Here is a 25,186-nt window from a genome sequence, read left to right as displayed (position 1 = left end):
AAGTGCAAATTATCATTAATTGCAAACGACCGCTAATTCCGGCGCTGCCAACGGCCCCGTTCGTCGGCCTGCCAATAGGTGACATTAAATCCCCGCGCCTTGCAATCCGTCCAGGCGCTCCGGGCAAACGCCAGCGCGTCCGGATCGTCACCGTTGAACAGCAGCACCATGCGCTCATAGCCCTGCGCGTCCTGCGGCAGCGCGGCGTTGTCGACCAGGAAGCGGACATTGGCGCCGTTGGGATTGTCCTCCTCGATCGCCAGCACGATCGGCTGATCGGCGGCATCGTTCACGCGCCATGTCGCGTGCGGCAGGAAGGAATCGTCGCGATAGGTCCATAGATGCGCGTCGAGCGCATCGGCGCGCTCCGACGAGGTCGACTGCACCACGACGCGCCAGCCGCGCTCGAGCGATTTCTCGAGAAGCGGCGGCAACACGTTCTCCACCGTCATGTTTTGCAGATGGTAGAACAGCACTTCAGTCATCTTGGATCATTTGCGCTCGTAGTGGTCGGCGACCAGACGGTCGAGCAAACGGACACCATAGCCGCTTCCCCAGCTCTGATTGATGTCGGTCTTCGGCGCCCCCATCGCCGTGCCGGCGATGTCGAGATGCGCCCAGGGCGTACCGTCGACGAAGCGCTGGAGGAACTGCGCCGCGGTGATCGAGCCGCCATGGCGGCCGCCGGTGTTCTTCATATCGGCGAACTGGGAATCGATCAGCTTGTCGTATTCGGGGCCGAGCGGCATGCGCCAGACCTTCTCCCCGCTCTCGATGCCGGCCCCGAGCAGACGGTCGGCGAGCTCGTCATTGTTGGAGAACATGCCGGCATGCTCGGTGCCGAGCGCGACCATGATCGCGCCGGTCAGTGTCGCCAGATCCACCATGAATTTCGGCTTGGTCTTTTTCGCGACGTACCAGAGCACGTCGGCCAGCACGAGGCGGCCTTCGGCGTCGGTGTTGATGATCTCGATGGTCTGGCCCGACATCGAGGTGACGATGTCGCCCGGCCGCTGCGCATTGCCGTCGGGCATGTTCTCGACGAGGCCGATGGCGCCGACCACGTTGGCCTTGGCCTTGCGCGCCGCCAGCGCATGCATCAGGCCGACGACACAGGCGGCCCCGCCCATGTCGCCCTTCATGTCCTCCATGCTGCCGGCCGGCTTGATCGAAATGCCGCCGGTGTCGAAGCAGACGCCCTTGCCGACGAAGGCGACCGGTGCCTCGCCCTTCTTGCCGCCGTCCCAGCGCATGATGACGGTGCGGCTCGGCCGCGACGAGCCCTGGCCGACGCCGAGCAGCGCGCCCATGCCGAGCTTGTCCATCGCCTTGACGTCGAGCACCTCGACCTTGACGCCGAGCTTGCGGAGCAGGCCCGCGCGGCGCGCGAACTCCTCGGGGAAAAGCACGTTCGGCGGCTCGTTGACGAGGTCGCGCGCGATGATCACGCCGTCGACGACATGGCCGGCCGAGGCAAACGCCTTCTTCGCCGCGGTGGCATCGCCGACCGCAAGCGAGACGTCGGCGCGCAAGCCGCCCTCCTCGCCGTCTTTCTTTTTCGTCTTGTAGCGATCGAACTTGTAGGCGCGCAGCCGCAGGCCCGAGGCGATCGCAACCGCCTGCTCGCTGGTCATGGCGCCATTGGGAAGTTCCGCGATGATGGTCATGGCGGCGGCCCCGGCCGAGAACTTGCTCGCCGCCACGCCGCCGAATTTGAGGAAGTCGTTCGCCTTCAGACTCGCCGCCTTGCCGGCGCCGATCACGACCAGGCGGGTGGCCTTCACCCCCTCCGGCGCCAGGATGTCCAGCGCGGCGCCGCTTTTGCCCTTGAAGGCGGCGGCGGAGGCTGCCCGCTTGACCAGCTCAGTGGCGCCGCCGAGCGCCTTGGCCGTCGCCGGGCCGAGCTTCAAAGTGTCGTCGCAGAACACGACCAGGATGCCACGGGCGGCAGCAGACAACGGGACAAAGCCGACCTTGATGGCATCGGACATGGGTAACTCCTTCAAAACATCGGGCTTTTCGCCGCTCGGCGGACCCGGCCACGGGCCGGAGCTGAACGACGATTCACTGGACTTTCCCCACTATGGGCCACCGGCCCGGCAGCTGCCAAGGACCCCCGTGGCCGCCGGGCCACAACGAGGGAAATATTAACCATATATTGACGACGCCACGGGGCAGCCATTTTGTTGACGGATCAAAGGGATGGTAGAGAGAGAGTAAGCCGGTGGAAGAGGTGGTTGGCCGACCTTGGGGATCCCCTGATCGGGGATTGGTTGGGCAACCGGACTTCCGGCCTGCATTGGGGCGCTGGTGGGGATTCGTGCGGTAGCGCATGGGGTCAATCGATAGGTATATCTTCCGCACGACGCTAGCGTCGTTTGCGCTGGTCCTGGTCAGCCTCACCGGCGTGATCTGGATTACGCAGGCGTTGCGCGGCATCGACCTGATGACGAGCCAGGGTCAGACCATCCTGACGTTCCTCGGCATCACCAGCCTCGTCGTGCCGGCGCTGGTCCTGATCATCTCGCCGATCGCGCTGATGATCGCGATCTCGCACACGCTGAACAAGCTCGCGACCGATTCCGAGATCATCGTGATGAATGCCGCCGGCTTCTCGCCGTTCCGGCTGTTCTATCCGTTCTTCTACGCCACCTGTGTCGTGGCGCTGCTGGTCGCCTTCATCGCGGCCTATCTCGCCCCCGACGGCATGCGGCGGATCAAGCAGTGGGACGCTGAGATCACGGCCGACGTGCTCACCAACATCCTCCAGCCCGGCCGCTTCGCCCAGCTCGACAAGAACCTGACGATCCGGATCCGCGAACGCCAGCCCGGCGGCATCCTCGCCGGGATCTTCATCGACGATCGCCGCGATCCCAACGAGCGCGTCTCGATCGTCGCCGAGCATGGCGAGGTCGTGAAGAACGACAACGGCTCGTTCCTGGTGCTGAAGGACGGTAATCTCCAGCGCTTCGAGGCCGGCAAGCGCGATCCCGCGCTGGTGGCGTTCGGCCGCTACGGCTTCGACATGTCGAAGTTCTCGGGCCAGGGTCACGACGTCACCCTCGGCATCCGCGAGCGCTATCTCTGGGAGCTGTTCTCCCCGTCCGAGGACGATCCGGTCTACAAGCAGATTCCCGGCCAGTTCCGCTCGGCTCTGCACGACAGCCTGCTGGCGCCGATCTATCCCTTCGCCTTTGCCGTGCTGACCTTCGCCTTCCTCGGCGCGCCGCGCACCACGCGCCAGAGCCGCAACTTCTCGATCGGCGGCTCGGTGATCGCCGTGTTCGGCCTGCGCATGGCGGGATTCGCCTGCTCGGTGATGGCGGTGAAGTCGCCTGGTCCGGTGCTGTTCCAATACGCGATGGTCCTGGGCGCCATCGGCGTCGGGCTGTGGATGATCATCGGCGGCATCGTGGTCGAGCCGCCGCCCCGCCTCATGGAGGCCATCAACAGGTCGAACGCGCGTATCGCGCGGCTGTTCGGACGGCCGGCCGTCGCATGAGCATGCTCACCAACACACTCGGGCGCTATTTCGCCGGACGCTTCGTCGTCGCGGCGCTCGGCGTGTTCGCGAGCATCTTCCTGCTGCTGGTGCTGGTCGACTACATCGAGATGGTGCGCAAGACCTCAGGACTCGCATCCGCCTCCGCGATCATGGTGGCCGAGACCTCGCTGTTCCGGGTCCCGCAATTGCTCGAGAAGCTGACGCCGTTCTGCATGCTGATCGGCGCCATGACCTGCTATCTCGCCCTCTCCCGCCGGCTCGAGCTCGTGGTCGCGCGCGCCGCCGGCATCTCCGCGTGGCAATTCATCTCGCCGGCTCTCGGCAGCGCGCTCTTGATCGGGGTCATCGCCACCGTCGCCTACAATCCGATGTCGGCGAACCTGCGCGAGCTGTCCAAGCGCATGGAAGCCGAGCTGTTCGGCTCGGCGCCCGGCGGCGGCATCCAGGACGCCTCCGGCTTCTGGCTCAACCAGGTCACCAATGACGGCCAGGTCATCATCAATGCGGCGCGCAGCGAGCAGCAGGGCGTGCGGCTGACCGGCCTGACCCTGTTCCGATTCGATACGGACTGGCATTTCAAGGAGCGGATCGAGGCGCGCGAGGCGGCGCTGGAGTCCGGTCACTGGCTGTTCAAATCGGTGCGCCGCTTCTCGCTGGATTCGCCGCCGATCGACCAGGCGACGTTGGAGATTCCAACGACGCTGACCGAAGCCCAGATCCGCAACAGCTTTTCCACACCCGAGACTGTGTCCTTTTGGCAACTACCGAGCTACATCCGCTCCTCCGAGAGCTCGGGCTTCGCGACAGCCGGCTATCGACTCCAGTATCACAAGCTCCTGGCACAGCCGTTTTTGCTGGCCGCCATGGTGATGCTGGCGGCTTCCGTGTCGTTGCGTTTCTTCCGGATGGGCGGCGTGCAGAAGATGGTTTTGAGTGGCGTGGGCGCAGGCTTTCTGCTCTACGTTCTGTCGAAAGTGACTGAAGACTTGAGCAAGGCTGAGTTGATGCATCCGATCGCTGCGGCGTGGTTGCCCGTGGTGGTGGGCGGCCTCACCGGCTTTTTGGCCTTGTTGTACCAGGAGGACGGTTAGTGACTGCCGTCCATCGAGGACCCGTGTCTCGTTTGACGCGGCGCACATTGGTGCGCGCGAACGGTTGCGGCTTGTCCATTCGCGGGCTCCTGCTGGCTGTCGCCGCCGTGGCGTCGCTCGGCGGGCTGATCGACGTTGCCGCCGTGGCGCCGGCCTCCGCCCAGAGCTTCACCTACAATCCGCTGCCGCCGCGTCCGAAGCCGCCGAAGGTCGCCAACGACAACCAGATGCTGGTTCAGGCGACCGAGGTCGACTACGACTACAACAATTCGCGCGTCTCCGCGGTCGGTAACGTCCAGCTGTTCTACAACGGCACCAGCGTCGAGGCCGACAAGGTCATCTACGACCAGAAGACCAAGCGGCTGCATGCTGAAGGCAACGTCCGGATGACGGATGCCGACGGCAAGATCACCTATGCCGAGATCCTGGATCTCTCCGACGACTACCGCGACGGTTTTGTCGATTCGCTGCGCGTGGACACCGCCGACCAGACCCGCATGGCCGCGAGCCGCGCCGACCGCTCCAGCGGCAACTACACGGTGTTCGAGAACGGCGTCTACACGGCCTGCGCGCCGTGTAAGGACGATCCGAAGAAGCCGCCGCTGTGGCAGGTCAAGGGTGCGCGCATCATCCACGACCAGCAGGAGAAGATGCTGTATTTCGAGACGGCACAGCTCGAGTTCTTCGGCGTGCCTATCGCCTACATGCCCTATTTCTCGACGCCCGACCCGACCGTGAAGCGCAAGACCGGTTTCCTGATGCCGGGCTTCACGTCGAACACGCCGTTCGGCTACGGCGTCGAAGTTCCGTTCTACTGGGCGATCGCGCCCGATATGGACATGACCTTCAGCCCGCGCATCACCTCCAGGCAGGGTGTGCTGTTCCAGGCCGAGTACCGCCAGCGCCTGATGGACGGCGCCTACCAGATCCGAGTCTACGGCATCGACCAGCTCGACCCCGGCGCACTCGCCGGCCAGCCCGGCGACCGCCAGTTCCGCGGCGCCGTCGACACCAAGGGTCAGTTCGCACTGAACGACAAGTGGGTCTGGGGCTGGGACGGCGTCGTCATGTCCGACTACTACTTCTTCTCGGACTACCGCTTGTCGCAATACCGCGATCCGCTGGGCTCGTTCCTGTATCTGCCGACCGACGCATTGTCGCAGCTCTATCTGACCGGCGTCGGCAATCGCAGCTTCTTCGATGCGCGCACGATGTACTGGCTGAGCTACTCGGGCAACCAGAGCCAGGTTCCGATCGTCTATCCCGTGATCGACTATTCGAACGTGCTCAACTATCCGGTGTTCGGCGGCGAGCTCAGCTACAAGACCAACTTCACGAACCTGTCGCGTGACACCGCGGTGTTCGATCCGATCACCACGCTCGCCAACACCAACAGCCTGTGCACGACGACGTCGGCCGATCCGCTCGCGCGCACGCCGTCGCAGTGCCTGCTGCGCGGCGTCCCCGGCACCTACACCCGCCTCACGGCGGAAGCGCAGTGGCGCAAGTCCTTCACCGACCCGTTCGGCGAGATCTGGACGCCGTTCGCCATCCTCCGCGCCGACGCGGTCAACGCCTCGATCTCCAACCAGCCAGGCGTGTCGAACTACCTGCCGGTCGGCGACACCCAGGCGTTCCGCCTGATGCCGACCGTCGGCCTCGAATACCGCTATCCCTTCATCAACGTTCAGCCCTGGGGCTCGACCACCATCGAGCCGATCGCGCAGGTCATCATCCGGCCGAACGAGACCTACGCCGGCAGGTTCCCGAACGAGGACGCCCAGAGCATGGTGTTCGACACCTCGAACCTGTTCAGCGTCGACAAGTTCTCCGGTTACGACCGCGTCGAGGGCGGCGGCCGCGCCAATGTCGGCGTGCAGTCCACCACGCAGTTCGACAAGGGCGGCGCCGTCAAGGTGCTGTTCGGGCAGTCCTACCAGCTGTTCGGCCTGAACTCCTACACGGTCCAGGACACCATCAACACCGGCCTGGATTCCGGCCTCGACAAGCCGCGCTCGGATTACGTGGCGAGCGCGAGCTACTCGCCCAACAGCACCTACACGTTCAGCGTCCGCTCCCGCATGGACGAGCAGACCTGGAACGTGCAGCGCTTCGAGGCGGAAGGCCGCGCCAACTTCAATCGCTGGTCGGTCAGCATGATGTACGGCAATTACGCCGAGCAGCCGGAGCTCGGCTATCTGACGCGTCGCGAGGGCATCCTGACCTCGGGCTCGATCAAGGTCGCGGCCAATTGGGTGGTGACCGGCTCGGCACGCTGGGACCTCGAAGCCAACAAGATCAACCAGTATGTGCTCGGAGCGGGCTATGTCGACGATTGCTTCGTGCTCGGCTTGAACTATGTAACTTCGTATAGTTACTCTGCGGGCTCGGCGCCGCCCGTGCTGAACCACGCGTTCATGTTCCAGATCGGCCTGCGCACGCTGGCGACCTCGACCGGGTCCAGCTCGTCCGCCGGCTACCAATGAACCGTCTGAAGTGACGGCCGGGCTCTCCCGATCGCGAGCTCATCCCGGCTGACATGCGAGCGATAATCATGACGACCCAATTGCCTGTTTTTCGCCTCCTCCTCGCCATCAGTGCCGGGCTGGTCCTGACCGGCCTGCCCGCACCGTCTCGCGCGCAGAACATCGTCGTGATGGTCAACGGCGACCCGATCACCGACTTCGACATCGAGCAGCGCTCCAAGCTCGACCAGCTCACGACGCAGAAGACCCCGAGCCGGCAGGATGTCATCAACGCGCTGATCGACGACAAGGTGAAGCTCAAGGAAGGCAAGAAGTACGGCGTCGACCCCGGCATCTCCGACATCAACCAGTCCTACGAGGCCATGGCGCAGCGCATGCGCATCTCGCCGGAGCAGCTCACCAAGTCGCTCGAGGTCAAGGGCGTCCGCCCCGAGACGTTGAAGGGCCGCATGAAGTCCGAGATGGTCTGGACCAGCCTCGTACGCGGCCGCTTCAAGGAGAAGCTGATGGTCGGCGAGCGCGATGTCGCGCAGGCCGTGCAGGCCCAGACCGGCGACAAGCTCCAGATCGAGGGCACCGAGTACAAGATGCAGCCGATCGTGCTGATCGTGCCGCGCGGCTCGTCCCAGGCCTTCCTGGAGACGCGGCAGAAGGAAGCAGAGAGCTATCGCTCGCGCGTCGGAAGCTGCGAGGAAGCCAATTCGCTGTTCCGTTCGACGCCGAACGCCACCATCCGCGACACCGTCACCAAGACCACCGCGGACCTGCCCGAGGCGCTTCGCAAGGTGCTCGACGACACCCAGATCGGCCATCTGACGGCGCCGGAGGTCACCAAGGCGGGCATCGAGATGGTCGTGCTGTGCTCGCGCAAGCCGACCACGATCGACACGCCGAAAAAGCGCGAGGTCCGCGAGAAGATGTATTCGGAGAAGTACGAGAAGACCCAGAAGGCCTATCTCGAAGATCTCCGGAAAGCGGCGATGATCGAATATCGCAACCGCTGATGGCCAACTTCGCCTTAGAACCTTCCATCAAGCCTTCGAAGCCCCTCGCCCTGACCCTGGGAGAGCCCGCCGGCATCGGCCCCGACATCACGATCGCGGCCTGGCTCAGACGCCGCGAACTGAACCTGCCCGCCTTCTATCTGCTCGGCGACGAGGCCTTCGTCGCCCGCCGCGCCAAGGCCCTCGGCGCCGATATCCGGATTGCCTCGGTAAGCGCCGGCGAGGCCGCAGCCGCCTTCCCCGAGGCCCTGCCCGTGGTCGCAACGGGTGAGAGTGCGACAGCCGAGCCCGGCAAGCCCGATGACGCGAGCGCGCCGGCCGCGCTCGCTTCGATCCGGCAGGCGGTCACCGATGTCCGTGAAGGCCGCGCCAGCGCCGTCGTCACCAACCCGATCGCCAAGAGCGTGCTCTACCGCTCAGGCTTCCGCCATCCCGGCCACACCGAATATCTCGCCGAGCTTGCCGCGGAGGACGGCCGCGTGCCGCAGCCGGTGATGATGCTGTGGTCGCCGCGGCTCGCCGTGGTGCCCGTGACCATCCACGTCTCCTTGCGCGATGCGCTGGCCCAGCTCACCAGCGAGCTCATTGTCTCGACCGTGCGCATCGTCACGACCGAGCTGAAATCCCGCTTCGGCATCGAAAGGCCGCGCATCGCGATCTCCGGCCTCAACCCGCATGCCGGAGAGGACGGCTCACTCGGCCACGAGGAGCAAACCGTGATTGCGCCAGCGCTCAAGGCGTTGCGCAGCGACGGCATCGAGGCGAAGGGACCGCTCCCTGCCGACACCATGTTTCACGAAGCCGCTCGAAGCACCTATGACTGCGCCGTCTGCATGTACCACGACCAGGCGCTGATCCCGATCAAGACGGTCGCCTTCGACGACGCGGTCAATGTCACGCTCGGCCTTCCCTTCATCCGCACCTCGCCCGATCACGGCACGGCCTTCGACATCGCCGGCACGGCCAAGGCCAATCCGGCAAGCCTGATCGCTGCGCTCAAGCTCGCAAGCCGCATGGCGGCTGCGCAAAGCTGATGAGCGCGATCGACGACCTCCCGCCGCTTCGCGAGGTCATTCGCCAGCACGCGCTGTCGGCGCGCAAATCGCTGGGGCAGAACTTCCTGCTCGACCTCAATCTCACCGCGCGCATCGCGCGCGCCGCCGCGCCGCTCGAGGACTCCACCATCGTCGAGATCGGTCCCGGTCCCGGCGGGTTGACGCGCGCGTTGCTCGCGCTCGGCGCCAAACGCGTCATCGCCATCGAGCATGACGAGCGCGCGATCCCTGCGTTGGAGGACATTTCCGCGCACTATCCCGGCCGGCTCGAGATCGTGCATGGCGATGCCATGACCTTCGACCCGCGTCCGCTGCTCAATGGTGAAAGAGCAAAGATCGTCGCGAACCTACCCTACAACATCGCGACCCAGCTCCTGATCGGCTGGCTCACGACCACCCCCTGGCCGCCGTGGTACGACATGATGGTCCTGATGTTCCAGCGCGAAGTCGGCGAGCGCATCGTCGCGCGCGAGGACGAGGAGGCCTATGGCCGCCTCGGCGTGCTCGCCAACTGGCGCTGCGAGACAAAGATCCTGTTCGACATTTCGCCGTCAGCCTTCGTGCCGCCGCCAAAAGTCACCTCCTCCGTCGTGCGGCTGGTGCCGCGCGCAGAGCCTCTGCCTTGCGATCGCAAGCTGCTCGAACAGGTCGCAGCCGCCGCTTTCGGGCAGCGCCGAAAAATGCTGCGGCAAAGCCTGAAATCGCTTCAAGCGGATCCCGCTCGCCTTGCCGCGGCCGCGGGTGTCGATGCGACGCGGCGTGCCGAGACCATCCCGATATCAGGCTTTGTTGCCATGGCGCGTGAATTGGCGGATATACGAAAGCAAGCTGGATAGCAGGAATTTCGGAGGAAGGAATATGGCGTTGATGCGTCGGCAGTCCCTGGTCAAGTTCGATGGGCCCTTGTGCGAGACCATCGTCGACACGCCGAAGCCGAAAGGCGCCGAGGTGCTGGTGCGCATCGAGCGCTGCGGCCTCTGCCATTCCGACCTGCACATCCAGGACGGCTATGCTGATCTCGGCGGCGGCAAGAAGCTCGACACCACGCGCGGCATGACGCTGCCCTTCACGCTCGGCCACGAGATCGCGGGCGTGGTCGACGAAGTCGGCCCTGACGTACCGGCCGGGCTGGTCGGAGCGAAGAAGGCGGTCTTCCCGTGGATCGGCTGCGGCCAGTGCCGCGACTGCGCCAATGGCGACGAAAATCTTTGTGCGAAGCAGCGCTTCCTCGGCGTCTCCATCGACGGCGGCTTCGCTACGCACGTGCTGGTGCCCGACGCAAAGTACCTGCTCGACTACGATCCCCTGCCCGTCAACCAGGCCGCGACCCTGATGTGTTCCGGCGTGACCGCCTATGGCGCGCTCAAGCGCCTGGTCGACCGTCCGCGCCAGCGCAATCTGCTACTGATCGGACTGGGCGGCGTCGGCATGATGGGCCTGTCGTTCGCGCAGGCCATGTTCAAGCAGCCGATCACGGTCGCCGATCTCTCTCCGGCAGCGCGCGACACCGCGCTGAAGAACGGTGCAGCCGGCGCCTACGATCCGGCCGAGCCCGACGTAATCAAGCGCATCCTGAAAGAGACCGAGGGCGGCTTCGACGAGATCGTCGACTTCGCCGGCAACGAGAAGTCGATGGCGTTTGCGGTGGCCGTCGCAGCGCGGGGCGGCAAGATCGTCGTCTCCGGCCTGATGGGCGGCCAGTTCACGCTGCCGATGGTGCAGTGGGTCTACAAGCGCATGACCATCGAAGGCTTCATGGTCGGCACGCTCACCGAGGCCCAGGAGCTGATGGCGCTTGCCCGCGCCGGCAAGATCAAGCCGACGCCGATGCGCGAGGAGCCGATGGGCGACGTCCAGAAATGGATCGACGAGCTGCGCGCCGGCAAGGTCGTCGGCCGCATCGTGCTGAAGAACTGACGCGCAGGGAAATCCGGACAGGCTTGGCGGCGGGATGGGGTCTCGCCGCCGCGTTTTCCTCCGCCGAATTAACCCGGAATTGACGCAAGCCCCGGTTCCAAATAGGGGAACCGGCACGTCGCGAACTAAAGTCCTCGCCAGCTTTCTCTCTTTGGAATTCTGGTGAGGCCATGCAGACCATCCGCCGCTTCCTGGCCGATGAGACCGGCGCCACTGCGATCGAATACGGCCTGATCGCAGCCGGCATCGCGCTCGCGATCATCGCCGTGATCAACAATCTCGGCTCCTCGTTGAAGTTGAAATTCGGCTCGATCAGCTCCTCGTTGAAGTAGCGCGAACCCTGCCCGCTCACTGGAAGCAGGTCGCTGCGCGCGGAACGGCTGCGGCCACACCGCGTTGGCAGCGCATGTCCATTCGTTGCACCGTCGAAAGCGCGTTCTTCATCGCCTGGAGCTTCCTGGAGCAGAGCGGCGAGCTCGGTCCTCCGGACGAGAGCGCGAACATCATCCTGGATGCCATCGAAGCGCAGGTCAGGAAAGGTGAGCGCCGGCAGTTGATGCTCGCCAACAAGGCGATCGATGCCTACCGCAAGCAGGTGGCCCAAAGCCGCCCGGCCGAACGCCAGATCCGTCTCGGATAAGAGCCTGCCGCCTCACACGCGCCGTTCACTCCTGAACAGGGGACCCGCCTCAGTTCGAAATTCCGTAGTTCTCCGGGTGAGAACAAAGTTCGCAGCGTGTCCTGCGGGCAACGCCGGACGGCGCGACGCCACGCTGCTGCGAACTTTTCGGTTTCCCGCAAACACTTGTGTTCACTTTGGAACTGTCGGTTCCTGCGCGGAAACGTAGGGTTTTTCCCAGAGACGCCGATTCCCGGCCAACGAAGAGCCCAGAGACAAGAAGCGTGACCGGCCGGCCCAGGAACGATCTGCTGCGAACGCTCAGCGCCCAGGATTTCGAACTGCTCGCACCTCACCTGCAATCGGTCGAGCTCGCCGCGAACCACGTTCTGCATCACGCCGGCGACGGCATCTCCGTCGTCCACTTCCCCTGCGGCCCTGCGTTCGTATCGTTCGCGGTGCCGGTTGAGGATGACCGCGAGGTCGAAAGTCTCTTGGTGGGCCGCGAGGGCGGGGTCGGCCTTTCCGCAGGTCGCAGCCCGTCGCTGGCCTTTTCCCGCGTCGTCGTGAAGGTCGGCGGCACGCTGGTTCGCCTGCCGCTGCGCGCGCTCGAGCAGGCGCAGCAGCGATCGCCCAGCCTACATGAGATTTTTTCGCGCTACGCAGCCTGCCAGTTCGCACAGCTGCTCCAGACCGCGGCCTGCAACGCGGCGCATTCGATCGAGCAACGCGCGGCGAAATGGATCATCGCGGCCCGGGAGCATATCGGCAGCGACGAAATCCGCCTCACCCATGAGCAGCTCGCCGGCATGCTCGGCGTCTCCCGCAGCTATGCCAGCCGCGTCATCCAGACGTTCAAGGCCAGACGCATCCTCGCGACCCGCCGCGGTGCCATCCTGATTCTCGATGCGCCGGCGCTCGAGACGAGCGCCTGCACCTGCAACGGCGCGGTGAAGAAGCACTTTCGCGAAGTGCTGGGACGCGCGGCGGGCTAGAACAGTCCGCGCAGCCGGAACATATTTGCGTGACCCGCATTGCCCGACATGCCGCGGTACTTCTTTCATTTCGAGGGCCAGCAACCTCACACCGACACGACCGGTGAAACGCTCCTCGACGACGAGGCTGCCTGGCGCGAAGCCGTCCGCCTCTCCCGCGACGTCGAGCATGCGTTGCGCCCCGGCGACAGCTGGACGCTCAGCGTGTTTGACGGAAGCGAGCCTGTCTTCGTGCTCGCAATGGTGACACGGCGGTTTCGCTGACAGCCCTTCCCGTCGCCTCCGCACCGATCACATCAGGCCACCGGTTGGAACGCCGCGAATGTCCCGTGCGTTGGCATCTCGTGAGGCAACGACGGAGTCAAAGCCCATGACGAAGCCGCTGACGAAAACGGTCAAGCCTGTTCCGGAGGAGAACCAGAGCCACAAGGGTCCCGGCAGCGCGCCGTCAGTTCCGCTCGACACCACCAAGGGCCATCGCGACGACGAGAAGCAGAACATTCGCGAGCAGGCCGAGCACGGCAACATCACCCAGAACACCACGAACAGGCGCATGGGATAGTCAAGACCAGGGGGATCGAAGAGAGGAGACACGAACTTGGTCAATCTCGGCAAATGGTACGATCCGATATCCGAGCGCTGGATCGCACCACGTCAATCACGACTGGAGGAAATATCGTCTCCTGCAAACGAGAACCACGTCCTTGAGCTGCAGCGGACCATCGAAGTCAAGCGCATCTGGCGCGCACTCGTCGATTGCTGCGCCCGCGCCTGATGGTCTTGCGCGCACGCCGCGGCGGAGGAACCCGCCGCCGGCCGCGCCGTTGTAACCCTGCACGAACGATCCCGCATCACCGGCAAGGCCCGTCGCAACCGCGATACACTATCTGTCGATCATCGTCGGCTGCGCCTGCCTGCTGCTGGCCGCAATCTGCAGCGCCATCGCCTGCCAGGTCTTCATTCAGACCGGCGTGTTCGCGCAGTCCTACGCGATGGTGGGACTCATCAGCACGGCACTGGGGTGTCTGGCGATCACGCTTGCGCGGGTGTGGAAGTAGGCTTTCGCGCCCTCGCCACCTTCGTACCTACGCGTATCGAAAGATAGATCCATTCCTCATCATTCCGGCCTGCGTGCGTGGTCCGTGGGGTGGATCGAGCCCTTGCGAAACCCATCACTTGGCCGACGCCGGTCTTGTCCCGGCCATCCACGCCTCGCCACGCGACACAGGGACGTGGATGGCCGGAAAAGGCACGACAGCCTGTAACGCTCCTACGCGACTACCCTGCACAGAATGTCGCACCGCTTTTCGCCGGGGCACCGGGCTGGTAGATTGGCCTCATTGCCTTGAAGATTTTTCGCTTTGGGGGTTTTCATGCGCGCGAGGGTTTTCAATCGCGTCGTGGGGCTGGCGGCGCTGGCCGCAGCCCTGCTTGTCGCCGGGGCGGCGCCGGCCTCGGCCGACAAGCGCATTGCACTGGTCGTCGGCAACTCCGCCTACAAGAACATCACGCCGCTCGACAACCCGTCCAAGGACGCGAGCCTGATGGCGGAGACGCTTGGCGCGCTCGGCTTCACGCTGGTCGGCGGGCGCGCCCAGCTCGATCTCGACAAGGGCGCGATGGACATCGCGGTGCAGAGCTTTGGCCGGCAGGTCCAGGGCGCCGACGTCGCGCTGTTCTATTACGCCGGCCACGGCGTGCAGGTCGCCGGCTCCAACTATCTCGTGCCTGTCGGCGCCAATCCGACGCGCGAGGCCGATGTCGATTTCCAGATGACCGACGTCAACCTCGTGCTGCGGCAGATGCAGGGATCGGGCACGCGCCTCAACCTCGTGATCCTCGACGCCTGCCGCAACAACCCGTTTGGCTCGCGCGGCCTGCGATCCTCCGACGGCGGCCTCGCACAGATGCGCGCGCCGGAGGGCACGCTGATCTCCTACGCGACGCAGCCCGGCAACGTCGCGCAGGACGGCAGCGACGGCCACAGCCCCTACACCAAGGCGCTGGCGGCGACGGTCCGGACCGCCGGCCTCGACGTGTTCCAGACCTTCAACCAGGTCGGCCTCGCCGTGAAGCGCGCCACATCAGGCGCGCAGCAGCCCTGGGTGTCGTCCTCGCCGATCGACGGCACCTTCTATTTCGTGCCGCCGACACAAAGCCCGCCGCCGCAGGTCGCGGCGATGCAGCCCGACCCGCTGCCGGCGGATCGGCTGCGCGCCGATCCCGATCGCGTGCCGCTGCGCGATGCCGCGCTGCTGAGCGAATTGAGCGAGCGGCTCTACGAGCTCAATTTCGATCCTGACACGCCCGATGGACTGACCCGTGCGATCACGAAGCTCCAGCAGCGGATCTCGATGGCGCCGACGGGCGAAGCGACCGAAGGCCTGCTGCTCCGGATGCGCAAGATGGAGGATCTGAAGCCGTGGGGCTCGATCGTGTACGGGCCCGACAGCAGCAAATGGGGCATATCGTGGAACCACGCCTCGCGGCGCGCGGCGGTGGCGGATGCGCGGGGCAATTGCGCCGGCGCCAAATGTCCGATCGAGCTCTCCTTCTACGGCAAAAGCTGCGGCGCGTTCGCGATCTCGGACAAGTCCTGGTCGCTGGTCCAGCGCGACAACGTGCAGCGCGCGAAGGACGCCGCGCTTGACGAATGCGGCAAGGCTGGCAAAGCTTGCCGCATTATCGGATCCGTCTGCGCCGACGGCTCCGGCCGCTGATACCTTTTTCATTTCGGATTGTTTCCTCATGCCCAATGCCGTCGTCCGTACGATCGCCCTTGCGTCCCTCCTCAACCTCGCCCTCGCCTCGTCGTCCGCCTTCTCGCAGTCCGGCAGCGCCGGCGGCTCGATCGGCAATGACGAGAAATCGCTGTCCGGCTCGCGCCAGGATTCTTCAGGCCGCTCGGCCGAACCGGCCGCGCCCTCACGCCGGAGCAAGCCGGCGACCGAGGAACGCTCGTCGCCTCGGCGAAGCGGAGGTGGCGGTGGCGGCGGTGGTTTCGACGGTGCCTGGGCGGTCATCAGCATTGGTTGCGGCGGCAGCACGAGCGGCGCCGTCGTCGTGAGCTCGGGCAAGATCATCGGCGAAGGCGTTCGCGGAACCGTCAGCCCGAGCGGCTCGGTCAGCACGTCCGGCCAGGGCCAGGGCGTGACCTTTACCAGCACCGGTCGGCTCTCGGGCCGCGCTGGTTCCGGAACCTGGCGCCGCTCCGACGGCTGCGGCGGAACCTGGAGTTCGGCGAAGCAATAGCCCTCGAAAACGCCTGAATTCGCGGCGGAACGAACGCCGCGCAGGCCCGATTCAAGCCACATCCTCTCCGGATTTGCGGCTCATTGCCACCCAAGTCTTTGATGACAAAGGGAAGGTAACGAGTTGCGTCATGCGTAATCGGGAGACCAGGATGGGCAACCGCACCGCGAAGTTCATATCTGCGCTTGTCGGCAGCATCATTGCCGGCGCACCACTGGCCGCCGTGTCGCAGAATGCGCCGGAGGCAACGAGCACGGCAAATGCCGCCAGCGACTGCCTCGGCTCGCCAAAGGGCGTCGCGCCGCAGGGGCAGCATTGGTACTATCGCGTGGAGCGCGGAACCAAGCGGCAATGCTGGTATCTGCGCGCCGCAGGCGGCAAGGACAGCGCCAAGGATAGCGCCAAGGATAGCGCCAAGGCCGTGCAGACCGCGCAGGCTGCGCCTGCGCCCGATCTACCGACGGCAGATTCAGCAGCACCGCAGCAGCGCCCGGTGCAGGACGCACGCGCCGAATATTTGACGCCGCAGGGCAATGCCGCGCCGGCGACGCCGAATGCGCCCGCGCCAGCGAAACCGGCACTGATGCAACAAGCTGCCACTCCCTCCGCCGACAGCAACGCGCAGCAGCCCGCGGTCGCCACGCGCTGGCCCGATGCCTCCGCCGCGGCCACGTCGCCCGCGCCGCAAGCTGCGCCCGCTCCTGTTGCCTCGCCCGCGCCGCCGAGCGCAAAGCCGTCAAAATCCCCCGCCCCGGTCGCGCTTGCCGCGGCAGATGCCACCACCGATAAAGCCACCGGCTCGCTCCAGACGCTGCTGCTCGTGATCGGTGGCGCGCTGGCGCTCGCCGGCCTCCTCGCCAGCATCGTCTATCGCTTTGCGGGCGGACGACGCGTCCGCGTCCAGGCCGCTGACCATCGCCGCGTCAACTGGGACAATCGGGAGTCGCACGACGACGGCCGCGCGCCCTGGCTCCAGGCGACGCCGACTGCCGCGCCGCGCGCGCAGCAGCCGCGCCCGGTGGATTTCGATGCCGCGCGTCCCCAAGCTGCCCAGCGCGAAGCCGCGCAGCCCAAGGCCGCGCAGCTCAAGGCGATCGATCGCGCGATCGATGTCGTCGATCAGCGGGCGCCCCAAGCCCGCCACGAGGTCGCAGAGCTCGACGAGGCCGACATGTTCAAAGGAGAGTTCGAGATCGAGGCATCGGGCCCCCGGCTCGCGGCCAACGACATCAATGACAAAGAGTCGGTCGATCGCGATGACGATGTGCAGATCGAGGACGCCGTCGACGTCGACGTGATCACGGCGATGCTGGAACGGCTGGCGCAGGAAGGACCGCGCCTCGCGAAGCCTAACCTTGAAGCTGGCCTTGCAAACCTCGCACGAAACCAACGAGGCCAGTCCGCCGCTCGCGCTTAAGCCGCTCGGCCTTCAGGATCGACTGCACCTCGGCAAACGCCTCGTCGACCGCGTAGTTGATGACGATGTAGTCGTACTCGGCCCAGTGGCTCATCTCGTGGCTGGCGCGGCTCATGCGCTTGCGGATCACCTCGTCGGAATCCTGCGCGCGCGAATGCAGCCGCTTCTCGAGATCGGCGGCCGAGGGCGGCAAGATGAACACGCTGACGACGTCCGCGCGCGCCTTCTCGCGAAGCTGCTGCGTGCCCTGCCAATCGATGTCGAACAGCACGTCCTGCCCGGCCGACAGCGCCGCCTCGACCGGCGCACGCGGCGTGCCGTAGCTGTTGTCGAACACCGTCGCCCATTCCAGCAACTCGTCGCCCTTCACCATCGCGTCGAACCTGGCCTTGTCGACGAACAGATAGTCGCGGCCGTCGACCTCGCCGGGCCGCATCGCCCGCGTGGTCGCGGAGACTGACATCCGAAGGCCGGGCATGCGCTCGATCAGCAGACGCGACAGCGTCGTCTTGCCCGCGCCCGACGGCGAGGACAGCACGAACATCAATCCACGCCGCTCGACACCGTCAGTTCCGTGACCGCCCGTCGTCATCGATCACTCCAGATTCTGGACCTGTTCGCGGAATTGCTCGACCACGTTCTTCATGGCCAGGCCCGTATTGGTCAGCTCGATGTCGTTCGACTTTGAGCAGCAGGTGTTGACTTCGCGGTGAAACTCCTGCGCCAGGAAGTCGAGCTTGCGGCCGATCGGGCCGCCCTTGCCGATCAGCTCGCGCGCCTGCGCGATGTGGGAGGCGATGCGGTCGAGCTCCTCGCGGATGTCGGCCCTGGTGGCGATCAGGATCGCCTCCTGCATCAGGCGGTCGGAATCGAAACGGTCGGAGGTGTCGAGCAGGGTTGCGATCTGCTCGGCGAGCCTCGCCTTGATCGCCTCGGGCTTGCGGCCCGGCGCGGCTTCCGCCTTCCTCGCCAGCACCTCGACCTCGTCGACCCGCTGGGTCAGGATCTGCCCGAGCGACGTGCCCTCGCGCTTGCGCATCTCGACGAGATCGGCGAGTGCCTTGTCGAAGGCCTCCGCGGCAGCGGCACGCGCGGCCTTGTCCTCCTCCTCGTCCCCCTCGGGCTCGGCGACCTCGACGACGCCTTTGATGGCGAGCAGGCCGTCGACGCTCGGCGCGACCGCGTCGACCTTGCCGGCGATCATCGTGGCCGCCTTCAGGACGGCATTGAGCACGTCCTCGTTGACGCGGACGGAGGCTGCGGCGTTGGCGCGCTTGACGTTGAGATTGGCGTAGACCGTGCCGCGCGACAGAAGCTCGCCGGCGCGCTTCTTGGCGTGGGCCTCGAGCTCGTCGAACCCCTGCGGCAACCGCACCCTGAGGTCAAAGCCCTTGGCGTTGACCGACTTCAATTCCCATTCGAACGTATACGGCCCGCTAGCGCCGTGGCTTCGGGCAAAGCCGGTCATGGACGACAGCGCCATCAGGTCAATTTCTCCGGACACACAGGATTCGCGAGGCCATCAGGCCACGCGAATCTTAAGACTATTTTGCAGGAAAATGGAATCCGCAAAGTCCCGCAGGCAGGTCTGCAGCCAACCTAACGCTGGACCACCGGCGGTGATGGCTGCACCGAGCCCTGGCGGGCGGGCGCGGGATTGGCGGGGCGAGCGGCTGGCGGCTTTTTCTGCTGATTGGGCCGCGCAGGCGTGGTCGCGGTCGGCGGATCCGCGGCAGCGCCGGGTGCGGCGGCCGCCGGCGGCTGCGCATCCTCGGCCGGCTCCACCGTGTCGTTCTGGATCTGCTTCTCCATCGCGCGCAGCTTGGCGACGTTCTTCTGGTGCGCGTCGTAGGTCTCGGTGAAGGCATGCCCGCCGGTGCCGTCGGCGACGAAATAGAGGTCGCGGGTGCGGGCCGGGTTGGCGGTGGCTTCCAGCGAGGCGCGGCCGGGGTTGGAGATCGGGCCGGGCGGCAGTCCCTCGATCACATAGGTGTTGTAGGGCGAAGGCTGCGTGATCTCGCTGCGCTTGATCGGACGGCCGAGCGTACCCTTGCCGCCGACAAGGCCGTAGATGATGGTCGGATCGGACTGCAGCTTGATTTTCTGCTTGAGCCGGTTGGCGAATACGGCAGCGACACGGCTGCGTTCGTCCGGCTTGCCGGTCTCCTTCTCGACGATCGAGGCCAGCGTCACCAGTTGCTCCGGCGACTTCACCGGACTGTCCTGGCTGCGGCGCTCCCAGATCTCGGCCAGCACGCGCTTGTGCGCCTGCTGCATGCGCTGGATCACCTGATCACGCGGGGTCCCGCGCGGGAACTTGTAGGTCTCTGGCAGCAGCGTGCCTTCACGCGGCAATTCGCGGACGCTGCCGGTGAAGATGTCGTTGTCGGACAGCCGCGCCACGATCTGCTCGGAGGTCAGGCCTTCCGGGATCGTGACGGAATGCTGCACCACCTTGCCCTCGACGATGGTGGCGATGACGTCGCGCAAGGAGGCGTTCTTCTGGAACGAATACTCACCCGGCTTCAGGTCCGAGCTCGCCTTCAGCGCGGCGACGCTGGCGATGAACACCCAGGGATTGACGTCGGTCACGCCTTCCCGGTTCAGCGTCTCGGCGATGTCGCGCTTCCCGGCCCGCTGCGGGATGTTGACGATCTTGTCTTCCTTCAGCGGCCCCGCCGCCTCGAGCACCTGCCGGCCGTAATAGTAGACGCCGCCGGCGCCGAGCATGGCGATCAGCAGAAGGGTGATGATGGCGTTGCCGACGATCACGAAGGGATTGCGCGCCCGGTCCGATCGCCTCGGCGGCGGCGGAACCTGCTCGGGCTCCAGCGCTGCCCGCGGACTCCGGGGCGAAATGGGCGGCCTTTCACTCATCGAAACAACCTGAATCCTGCCGGTTCAATCGCGGCCAGACAATCGCTTGTCGAGCCAATGCACGCGCCCACGGGGTATGACTATCGCCGAATACGGCAAAACGGTGGATTCGCTTCAAACGCAAACTAATGAACCAGGCGGCGGAAGATCACCGACGCGTTGGTACCGCCAAAACCGAAAGAATTCGACAACGCGACGTTGACCTCGCGCTTCTTCGCAATGTGCGGCACGAGATCAATCGCAGTCTCGACCGACGGATTGTCCAGATTGATGGTCGGCGGCACGACATTATCGCGAATCGCGAGAATGGCGAAGATGGCCTCGATCGCGCCGGCGGCGCCAAGGAGATGGCCGGTCGAGGATTTGGTCGAGGACATCGCGACCTTGGAAGCGGCGTTGCCGAGCAGCCGCTCGACCGCACCGAGCTCGATCTCGTCGCCGAGCGGTGTCGAGGTGCCGTGGGCGTTGATGTAGTCGAGATCGGATGCCGTGAGGCCGGCGCGCTTGAGCGCTGCCGACATGCTGCGGAAGCCGCCATCGCCATCGGGCGACGGCGAGGTGATGTGATAGGCATCGCCCGAAAGACCGTAGCCGATCACCTCGGCGTAGATCTTGGCACCGCGGCGCCTGGCGTGCTCGAGTTCTTCCAGGACGAGGACGCCGGCGCCCTCGCCCATCACGAAGCCGTCGCGGTCCTTGTCGTAGGGACGCGATGCCTTCTCGGGCGTTTCGTTGAAGCCGGTCGAGAGAGCGCGCGCGGCGTTGAAGCCGGCAATGCCGATACGGCTGATCGGCGACTCGGCGCCACCGGCAACCATGACGTCGGCGTCGCCCAGCGCAATCAGGCGGGCGGCGTCGCCCACCGCATGCGCGCCGGTCGAGCAGGCCGTCACCACCGAATGGTTCGGCCCCTTCAGGCCGTGCGCGATCGAGACGTAGCCGGAGGCAAGATTGATGAGGCGGCCCGGAATGAAGAACGGCGACACCCGGCGCGGTCCGCGCTCCTTCAGGAGGATCGCGGTTTCGGCGATGCCGGTAAGGCCGCCGATGCCGGAACCGATCATGGTGCCGGTCGCACACTTGTCCTCTTCGGTCTCGGGATGCCAGTTGGCATCATCGAGCGCCTGGCCGGCTGCGGCCATGCCGAAGATGATGAAGTCGTCGACCTTGCGCTGGTCCTTCGGCTCCATCCAGATATCGGGATTGAAAGTATCGTTCGTGCCGTCGCCGCGCACGACGGTGCAGGCGTATTTGGTCTGGAGATCGGAGACATCGAAGCTCTCGATCCTGCGCGCGCCGCTTTCGCCGTTGAGGATGCGTTTCCAGGTCGGTTCGACGCCGCAGCCGAGCGGCGACAACATGCCGAGACCAGTGACGACAACCCGCCTCATGTCCGAAAACTCCGCATCGAAAGATTCACGGCCAATAACAAGAAACCGGCTGACCGCTGGTCAGCGGCCCGTCCGGTTTCAATGTTGTCCCCGCGAAAATAGAAGAGCCTTAGCTCTTCGCGTTCTTCTCGAGAAACTTCGTGGCGTCGCCGACGGTGAGAATCGTCTCCGCGGCGTCGTCCGGAATCTCGCAACCGAATTCTTCTTCGAACGCCATCACCAGTTCGACGGTGTCCAGACTGTCGGCGCCGAGGTCGTCGATGAAGCTCGCAGCGTCGACAACCTTCTCGGGTTCAACACCAAGGTGTTCGACCACGATCTTCTTAACCCGCTCGCCAATGTCACTCATTGCATAACCTCGTGTTGTTCCCTGTAGACCCGACCCCCCGGGACGATACGAGCCGTCGTGGTCGTTGACTGCCTTCGCTTACGAACTTTGATTGGCCCCATCTTAACCGATGCAGGCCCGGCGAGACGGCCAAGGCTCCGCATCGCCAATATACAGGGTTTCAAAAACCTGCAATGGCGTTCTTTGCCCATCCGTTGAGCGTCCGGTTATCATACTTCAACTGCCTTGACTACAAGCCTCATTTCGCACCGGAAACGGCCGTTTGCCGCATTCCGCACCGCCCTTGTGGGCAGTGCGGAAGGAGACGTCAGATCATGGCTCAGATCATGGCCATGCCGCCGTTGACGTGGATGGTTTGTCCCGTGACGTAGGCGGCTTCGTTCGAACTCAGGTAGACGGCGGCGGCTGCGATGTCCTCCGGCGTCCCCAGGCGGGCGGCCGGAACCTTGGCCAGAATCGTCTCGCGCTGCTTGTCGTTGAGCGCATCGGTCATCGGCGTCTTGATGAAGCCCGGCGCGATGCAGTTCGCGGTCACGCCGCGCTTGGCGTATTCGGCACCGAGCGTCTTGATCATGCCGATCAGGCCGGCCTTCGAAGCCGTGTAGTTGCCCTGCCCGGGATTACCGGTGACGCCGACGATCGACGTGATGGCAATGATGCGGCCGAAGCGCTTGCGCATCATCAGCTTGGTCGCGGCGCGCGCCAGGCGGAAGGTCGAGGTCAGATTGATGTTGATGACCTCCTCCCAGTCCTCGTCACGGAGCTGGACGAAGAGATTGTCGCGGGTAATGCCGGCATTGGCGACGAGAATGTCGACCTGCCCCATCGCGGCTTCCGCCGCGGGCACCAGCGCCTCGACCTCGTCGGCCTTGGAGAGATTGCAGGGCAGCACATGGGTACGCTCGCCGAGCTTGCCGGCAAGCTCATCCAGCACTTCCTTGCGCGTTCCGGAAATCGCAACGGTAGCACCCTGCGCGTGCAGCGCCTGCGCGATCGCGCCGCCGATGCCGCCGGTCGCGCCGGTGACAAGCGCCTTTTTGCCAGTCAGGTCGAACATTGAAAAACTCCTTCAGGCCTGCTTCGCAGCGGCCAATGCATCCTTGGCAGCGGCAATGTCGTTCGGACCACCGACCGACACGCCGACAGCGCCGTCCGCAATGCGCTTGACGAGACCAGACAGCACCTTGCCAGCGCCGATCTCGAAGAAGCGGTTGACGCCCTGCCCTGCCATATAGGCAACCGACTCGCGCCAGCGCACCGTGCCGGTGACTTGCTCGACCAGGCGGCGACGGATCTCGTCGGGATCGGCGATGGCGCTCGCCAGCACGTTCGACACCAGCGGCGCCGCCGGCGCCTTGATCGTGACCTTCGCCAGCGCCTCCGCCATGGCGTCGGCGGCGGGCTGCATCAACTTGCAATGGAACGGTGCGGACACCGGCAGCAGCATTGCGCGCTTGGCGCCCTTGGTCTTGGCGATCTCGACGGCGCGATCGACCGCAGCCTTGTCGCCGGAGACCACCACCTGCCCGCCGCCATTGTCGTTGGCGGCCTGGCAGACCTGGCCCTGTGCCGCCTCGCCTGCGACCTCCATGGCGGCCTCATAGTCGAGACCAAGGAGAGCGGCCATCGCGCCGGCGCCGACCGGCACGGCTTTTTGCATTGCGAGACCGCGGGTGCGAAGCAACCGCGCGGTATCCGAGATCGTCAGGCTACCGGCCGCAGCCAGCGCCGAATATTCACCGAGCGAGTGGCCGGCGACGAAGGCCGCGTCCCGCCCCACGGAAAACCCGGCTTCGGCCTCCAGCACGCGCAGGGTGGCGACGGATACCGCCATCAGCGCCGGCTGGGCGTTCTCGGTAAGCTGGAGCGTTTCTGCCGGACCATCCCAGATGATCGCCGTCAGCTTCTCCCCAAGCGCGGCATCGACCTCGTCGAACACGGCGCGCGCCACCGGAAAGGCGTCGGCCAGGGCCTTGCCCATGCCAACCGCCTGGGACCCCTGCCCCGGAAATGTGAATGCTGCCGTCATGGCGCTCCCTGCTTGTCGGGCGTGATCCCTGCGAGAACCGGCAGCCGATTACGCACGGCCTTAGGCCATGGTTCCGGATCATGCTCCAAAGGGGGCCGTAGACACTGTCCGGGGCCGGAATGTCAAGCCAAGATAGGAACTTCGCCCGGGATTCAACGGGGAATGCTGGCCCTAGAATCCACCATTGGTCTGATTGGCGTCGACCGCCGCCCCTGCCTGCGCGCGGCGCGCGCTGTTCACGAGCTGCCCCGGCCGGTCATCCCGGTCCGGTTTCGCGGTCGCCAGCCGCAGCACCGCGGCGTAGCCCGGCTGCACCTCCATGCGGCCGGCGTGCCGGCTCGCACTCAGCAGGCGATGCACCTTCGGCAGATTGTAGCAGGGCACGTAGAACAAGAGATGATGCTCGAGGTGATAGTTCACGTAGTACGGCGCGATGAACAGCCGCTCGAGGACATTCGCATGCGTGGTGCGGGTGTTGCGCAAGGGATCGCTGCTGTCGGGCACGACGGCGTGCTCGGCGATGTTGCGGATGCGGGTGATGACCATCATCCAGGTCAACAGCGGCACCAGCCATAGCAGCGGATAGGCCCACCATACGCCGGCTGCCGCGAGCGCTGCGAACATCGCGGCATTGGCGAGGCATTGCGGGCCGAGCTTCTCCCAGAAATGCGCAGCGCGCTGCCGCAACGTCCAGTCCTTCGGCCCCAGCGCATTGAGCAGTTGCGCCCTGCGCTGCTGGTAGCCGGTCTGCCCGGTGATGTCGCGAATGAACTTGCGGCGATAGCTCAGCCTGGTGATCGGAAACGGCGCCGACAGCACGAGATCGGGGTCGTCCTCCTGCTGGGTGCGCGCGTGATGCTGAAGGTGGTAGCGCCGATAGCTGCGCGTCTCCGCGAAGAGAGGATAGGCGCAGAACCATTGGCTCAGGGCCAGATTGGTCTTCTCGTCAGCGGACAGGCAGCCATGCGCGCCGTCATGCATCAGGATCGCGAGCCCGAGCTGGCGCGAACCGATGATGGCAACGGCGAGAATGTAGGTGATCGGGTTGGGCCACCACGCGACCAAAGCGATCGCTGCGACAATGAGTGCCCAGGCGTGGGCGATCAGCGCGACGCCTTTCCAGGTCACGCGCTGGCGCACGTCGGCGAGTTGGTCGTCGGTCAGGAAATCGCGGGCACGCATGCGAAGTGCGGTCATGG

At 65.3% G+C, this 25,186-nt stretch carries 26 protein-coding genes; 16 read left to right on the top strand and 10 right to left on the bottom strand.

Features of this window, described 5'->3' with window-relative positions:
- Positions 1–32: 32 nt before the first annotated feature.
- Together ACKWRH_RS19145 and ACKWRH_RS19140 are read right to left on the bottom strand one after the other, a co-directional pair.
- Positions 33–485, bottom strand: a complete 453-nt coding sequence (locus tag ACKWRH_RS19145) for a DNA polymerase III subunit chi (RefSeq protein WP_445221856.1) — start codon at positions 483–485, stop codon at positions 33–35.
- Between the two features lie 6 nt (positions 486–491).
- The gene (locus ACKWRH_RS19140) at positions 492–1,991 is read right to left on the bottom strand and encodes a leucyl aminopeptidase (RefSeq protein WP_445221855.1); all 1,500 of its coding nucleotides are present in this window, start codon (positions 1,989–1,991) and stop codon (positions 492–494) included.
- 341 nt (positions 1,992–2,332) lie between these two features.
- Here ACKWRH_RS19140 and lptF point away from each other — a divergent pair, with 341 nt between their 5' ends.
- The 16 genes from lptF to ACKWRH_RS19060 all read left to right on the top strand — a co-directional run bounded on the left by lptF (position 2,333) and on the right by ACKWRH_RS19060 (position 17,341).
- The gene (gene lptF, locus ACKWRH_RS19135) at positions 2,333–3,502 is read left to right on the top strand and encodes an LPS export ABC transporter permease LptF (protein WP_445221854.1); all 1,170 of its coding nucleotides are present in this window, start codon (positions 2,333–2,335) and stop codon (positions 3,500–3,502) included.
- Positions 3,499–4,596 carry an LPS export ABC transporter permease LptG gene (gene lptG, locus ACKWRH_RS19130; RefSeq protein ID WP_212094512.1) on the top strand — a complete coding sequence of 366 codons (1,098 nt, stop codon included), beginning with the start codon at positions 3,499–3,501 and terminating at the stop codon, positions 4,594–4,596. The genes lptF and lptG overlap by 4 nt, the downstream gene beginning before the upstream one ends.
- Positions 4,596–7,082 (top strand): LPS-assembly protein LptD, encoded by a 2,487-nt coding sequence (locus tag ACKWRH_RS19125; protein ID WP_445221853.1) that lies wholly within the window; start codon positions 4,596–4,598, stop codon positions 7,080–7,082. Before lptG ends, ACKWRH_RS19125 begins: the two co-directional genes overlap by 1 nt.
- Before the next feature lie 68 nt (positions 7,083–7,150).
- Positions 7,151–8,086 carry a peptidylprolyl isomerase gene (locus ACKWRH_RS19120; protein ID WP_445221852.1) on the top strand — a complete coding sequence of 312 codons (936 nt, stop codon included), beginning with the start codon at positions 7,151–7,153 and terminating at the stop codon, positions 8,084–8,086.
- A complete protein-coding gene (pdxA, locus tag ACKWRH_RS19115; protein ID WP_445221851.1) occupies positions 8,086–9,120 on the top strand; it encodes a 4-hydroxythreonine-4-phosphate dehydrogenase PdxA in 1,035 nt (344 codons plus the stop codon). Before ACKWRH_RS19120 ends, pdxA begins: the two co-directional genes overlap by 1 nt.
- Positions 9,120–9,977 carry a 16S rRNA (adenine(1518)-N(6)/adenine(1519)-N(6))-dimethyltransferase RsmA gene (rsmA, locus tag ACKWRH_RS19110; RefSeq protein WP_445221850.1) on the top strand — a complete coding sequence of 286 codons (858 nt, stop codon included), beginning with the start codon at positions 9,120–9,122 and terminating at the stop codon, positions 9,975–9,977. Before pdxA ends, rsmA begins: the two co-directional genes overlap by 1 nt.
- A gap of 22 nt (positions 9,978–9,999) precedes the next feature.
- On the top strand, positions 10,000–11,058 hold the full coding sequence (locus ACKWRH_RS19105; protein ID WP_445221849.1) for an alcohol dehydrogenase: 1,059 nt from the start codon (positions 10,000–10,002) through the stop codon (positions 11,056–11,058).
- A 170-nt stretch (positions 11,059–11,228) separates the two neighbouring features.
- Positions 11,229–11,390: a Flp family type IVb pilin gene (locus ACKWRH_RS19100; protein WP_445221848.1), complete on the top strand. Its 162-nt coding sequence runs from the start codon at positions 11,229–11,231 to the stop codon at positions 11,388–11,390.
- Positions 11,391–11,464: 74 nt separating this feature from the next.
- A complete protein-coding gene (locus tag ACKWRH_RS19095) occupies positions 11,465–11,698 on the top strand; it encodes a hypothetical protein (protein ID WP_445221847.1) in 234 nt (77 codons plus the stop codon).
- A 263-nt stretch (positions 11,699–11,961) separates the two neighbouring features.
- Complete coding sequence (locus ACKWRH_RS19090; protein WP_445221846.1) at positions 11,962–12,672, top strand: Crp/Fnr family transcriptional regulator; 711 nt, start codon at positions 11,962–11,964, stop codon at positions 12,670–12,672.
- A 48-nt stretch (positions 12,673–12,720) separates the two neighbouring features.
- Positions 12,721–12,936, top strand: coding sequence for a DUF6894 family protein (locus ACKWRH_RS19085; RefSeq protein ID WP_445222437.1), 216 nt, complete (start codon positions 12,721–12,723; stop codon positions 12,934–12,936).
- A 106-nt stretch (positions 12,937–13,042) separates the two neighbouring features.
- Positions 13,043–13,234 carry a hypothetical protein gene (locus tag ACKWRH_RS19080; RefSeq protein ID WP_282522325.1) on the top strand — a complete coding sequence of 64 codons (192 nt, stop codon included), beginning with the start codon at positions 13,043–13,045 and terminating at the stop codon, positions 13,232–13,234.
- 36 nt (positions 13,235–13,270) lie between these two features.
- Positions 13,271–13,447, top strand: a complete 177-nt coding sequence (locus tag ACKWRH_RS19075) for a hypothetical protein (RefSeq protein WP_445221845.1) — start codon at positions 13,271–13,273, stop codon at positions 13,445–13,447.
- Positions 13,448–14,045: 598 nt separating this feature from the next.
- A complete protein-coding gene (locus ACKWRH_RS19070) occupies positions 14,046–15,392 on the top strand; it encodes a caspase family protein (protein ID WP_445221844.1) in 1,347 nt (448 codons plus the stop codon).
- A 28-nt stretch (positions 15,393–15,420) separates the two neighbouring features.
- Positions 15,421–15,924 carry a hypothetical protein gene (locus ACKWRH_RS19065; protein ID WP_445221843.1) on the top strand — a complete coding sequence of 168 codons (504 nt, stop codon included), beginning with the start codon at positions 15,421–15,423 and terminating at the stop codon, positions 15,922–15,924.
- Positions 15,925–16,075: 151 nt separating this feature from the next.
- Positions 16,076–17,341 (top strand): hypothetical protein, encoded by a 1,266-nt coding sequence (locus ACKWRH_RS19060; protein ID WP_445221842.1) that lies wholly within the window; start codon positions 16,076–16,078, stop codon positions 17,339–17,341.
- On the opposite strand, the gene gmk is transcribed toward ACKWRH_RS19060, so the two are convergent.
- From gmk to ACKWRH_RS19020, 8 genes are all read right to left on the bottom strand, one after another.
- Positions 17,274–17,933 (bottom strand): guanylate kinase, encoded by a 660-nt coding sequence (gmk, locus tag ACKWRH_RS19055; RefSeq protein ID WP_445221841.1) that lies wholly within the window; start codon positions 17,931–17,933, stop codon positions 17,274–17,276. The genes ACKWRH_RS19060 and gmk overlap by 68 nt on opposite strands.
- Before the next feature lie 3 nt (positions 17,934–17,936).
- On the bottom strand, positions 17,937–18,824 hold the full coding sequence (locus ACKWRH_RS19050; protein WP_445221840.1) for a YicC/YloC family endoribonuclease: 888 nt from the start codon (positions 18,822–18,824) through the stop codon (positions 17,937–17,939).
- A gap of 116 nt (positions 18,825–18,940) precedes the next feature.
- The gene (mltG, locus tag ACKWRH_RS19045) at positions 18,941–20,218 is read right to left on the bottom strand and encodes an endolytic transglycosylase MltG (RefSeq protein ID WP_445221839.1); all 1,278 of its coding nucleotides are present in this window, start codon (positions 20,216–20,218) and stop codon (positions 18,941–18,943) included.
- 125 nt (positions 20,219–20,343) lie between these two features.
- Positions 20,344–21,609: a beta-ketoacyl-ACP synthase II gene (gene fabF, locus ACKWRH_RS19040; RefSeq protein WP_445221838.1), complete on the bottom strand. Its 1,266-nt coding sequence runs from the start codon at positions 21,607–21,609 to the stop codon at positions 20,344–20,346.
- A 109-nt stretch (positions 21,610–21,718) separates the two neighbouring features.
- Positions 21,719–21,958, bottom strand: coding sequence for an acyl carrier protein (locus tag ACKWRH_RS19035; protein WP_008130699.1), 240 nt, complete (start codon positions 21,956–21,958; stop codon positions 21,719–21,721).
- Positions 21,959–22,277: 319 nt separating this feature from the next.
- Positions 22,278–23,015, bottom strand: a complete 738-nt coding sequence (gene fabG / locus ACKWRH_RS19030; RefSeq protein WP_028147729.1) for a 3-oxoacyl-[acyl-carrier-protein] reductase — start codon at positions 23,013–23,015, stop codon at positions 22,278–22,280.
- Between the two features lie 12 nt (positions 23,016–23,027).
- Positions 23,028–23,987, bottom strand: coding sequence for an ACP S-malonyltransferase (gene fabD / locus ACKWRH_RS19025; RefSeq protein ID WP_445221837.1), 960 nt, complete (start codon positions 23,985–23,987; stop codon positions 23,028–23,030).
- A 171-nt stretch (positions 23,988–24,158) separates the two neighbouring features.
- Positions 24,159–25,184 (bottom strand): fatty acid desaturase family protein, encoded by a 1,026-nt coding sequence (locus ACKWRH_RS19020; protein ID WP_445221836.1) that lies wholly within the window; start codon positions 25,182–25,184, stop codon positions 24,159–24,161.
- Between the last annotated feature and the right edge of the window lie 2 nt (positions 25,185–25,186).

It is taken from the genome of Bradyrhizobium sp. Pa8 (assembly GCF_052588265.1).
Note: the sequence above shows the minus strand (reverse complement) of the source record. Positions and strands in the feature narration are given on the sequence as shown.

What these genes read in the sequence shown, in the direction of transcription:
- ACKWRH_RS19060 (WP_445221842.1), top strand. Translation starts at nt 16,076, where the DNA reads ATGGGCAACCGCACCGCGAAGTTCATATCTGCGCTTGTCGGCAGCATC.
- gmk (WP_445221841.1), bottom strand. Translation starts at nt 17,933, where the DNA reads ATGACGACGGGCGGTCACGGAACTGACGGTGTCGAGCGGCGTGGATTG.
- ACKWRH_RS19145 (WP_445221856.1), bottom strand. Translation starts at nt 485, where the DNA reads ATGACTGAAGTGCTGTTCTACCATCTGCAAAACATGACGGTGGAGAAC.
- ACKWRH_RS19140 (WP_445221855.1), bottom strand. Translation starts at nt 1,991, where the DNA reads ATGTCCGATGCCATCAAGGTCGGCTTTGTCCCGTTGTCTGCTGCCGCC.
- ACKWRH_RS19120 (WP_445221852.1), top strand. Translation starts at nt 7,151, where the DNA reads ATGACGACCCAATTGCCTGTTTTTCGCCTCCTCCTCGCCATCAGTGCC.
- rsmA (WP_445221850.1), top strand. Translation starts at nt 9,120, where the DNA reads ATGAGCGCGATCGACGACCTCCCGCCGCTTCGCGAGGTCATTCGCCAG.
- ACKWRH_RS19080 (WP_282522325.1), top strand. Translation starts at nt 13,043, where the DNA reads ATGACGAAGCCGCTGACGAAAACGGTCAAGCCTGTTCCGGAGGAGAAC.
- fabF (WP_445221838.1), bottom strand. Translation starts at nt 21,609, where the DNA reads ATGAGGCGGGTTGTCGTCACTGGTCTCGGCATGTTGTCGCCGCTCGGC.
- ACKWRH_RS19035 (WP_008130699.1), bottom strand. Translation starts at nt 21,958, where the DNA reads ATGAGTGACATTGGCGAGCGGGTTAAGAAGATCGTGGTCGAACACCTT.
- ACKWRH_RS19070 (WP_445221844.1), top strand. Translation starts at nt 14,046, where the DNA reads ATGCGCGCGAGGGTTTTCAATCGCGTCGTGGGGCTGGCGGCGCTGGCC.
- ACKWRH_RS19100 (WP_445221848.1), top strand. Translation starts at nt 11,229, where the DNA reads ATGCAGACCATCCGCCGCTTCCTGGCCGATGAGACCGGCGCCACTGCG.
- ACKWRH_RS19095 (WP_445221847.1), top strand. Translation starts at nt 11,465, where the DNA reads ATGTCCATTCGTTGCACCGTCGAAAGCGCGTTCTTCATCGCCTGGAGC.
- fabD (WP_445221837.1), bottom strand. Translation starts at nt 23,987, where the DNA reads ATGACGGCAGCATTCACATTTCCGGGGCAGGGGTCCCAGGCGGTTGGC.
- lptF (WP_445221854.1), top strand. Translation starts at nt 2,333, where the DNA reads ATGGGGTCAATCGATAGGTATATCTTCCGCACGACGCTAGCGTCGTTT.
- pdxA (WP_445221851.1), top strand. Translation starts at nt 8,086, where the DNA reads ATGGCCAACTTCGCCTTAGAACCTTCCATCAAGCCTTCGAAGCCCCTC.
- ACKWRH_RS19020 (WP_445221836.1), bottom strand. Translation starts at nt 25,184, where the DNA reads ATGACCGCACTTCGCATGCGTGCCCGCGATTTCCTGACCGACGACCAA.
- mltG (WP_445221839.1), bottom strand. Translation starts at nt 20,218, where the DNA reads ATGAGTGAAAGGCCGCCCATTTCGCCCCGGAGTCCGCGGGCAGCGCTG.
- ACKWRH_RS19065 (WP_445221843.1), top strand. Translation starts at nt 15,421, where the DNA reads ATGCCCAATGCCGTCGTCCGTACGATCGCCCTTGCGTCCCTCCTCAAC.
- ACKWRH_RS19050 (WP_445221840.1), bottom strand. Translation starts at nt 18,824, where the DNA reads ATGGCGCTGTCGTCCATGACCGGCTTTGCCCGAAGCCACGGCGCTAGC.
- lptG (WP_212094512.1), top strand. Translation starts at nt 3,499, where the DNA reads ATGAGCATGCTCACCAACACACTCGGGCGCTATTTCGCCGGACGCTTC.
- ACKWRH_RS19085 (WP_445222437.1), top strand. Translation starts at nt 12,721, where the DNA reads ATGCCGCGGTACTTCTTTCATTTCGAGGGCCAGCAACCTCACACCGAC.
- ACKWRH_RS19105 (WP_445221849.1), top strand. Translation starts at nt 10,000, where the DNA reads ATGGCGTTGATGCGTCGGCAGTCCCTGGTCAAGTTCGATGGGCCCTTG.
- fabG (WP_028147729.1), bottom strand. Translation starts at nt 23,015, where the DNA reads ATGTTCGACCTGACTGGCAAAAAGGCGCTTGTCACCGGCGCGACCGGC.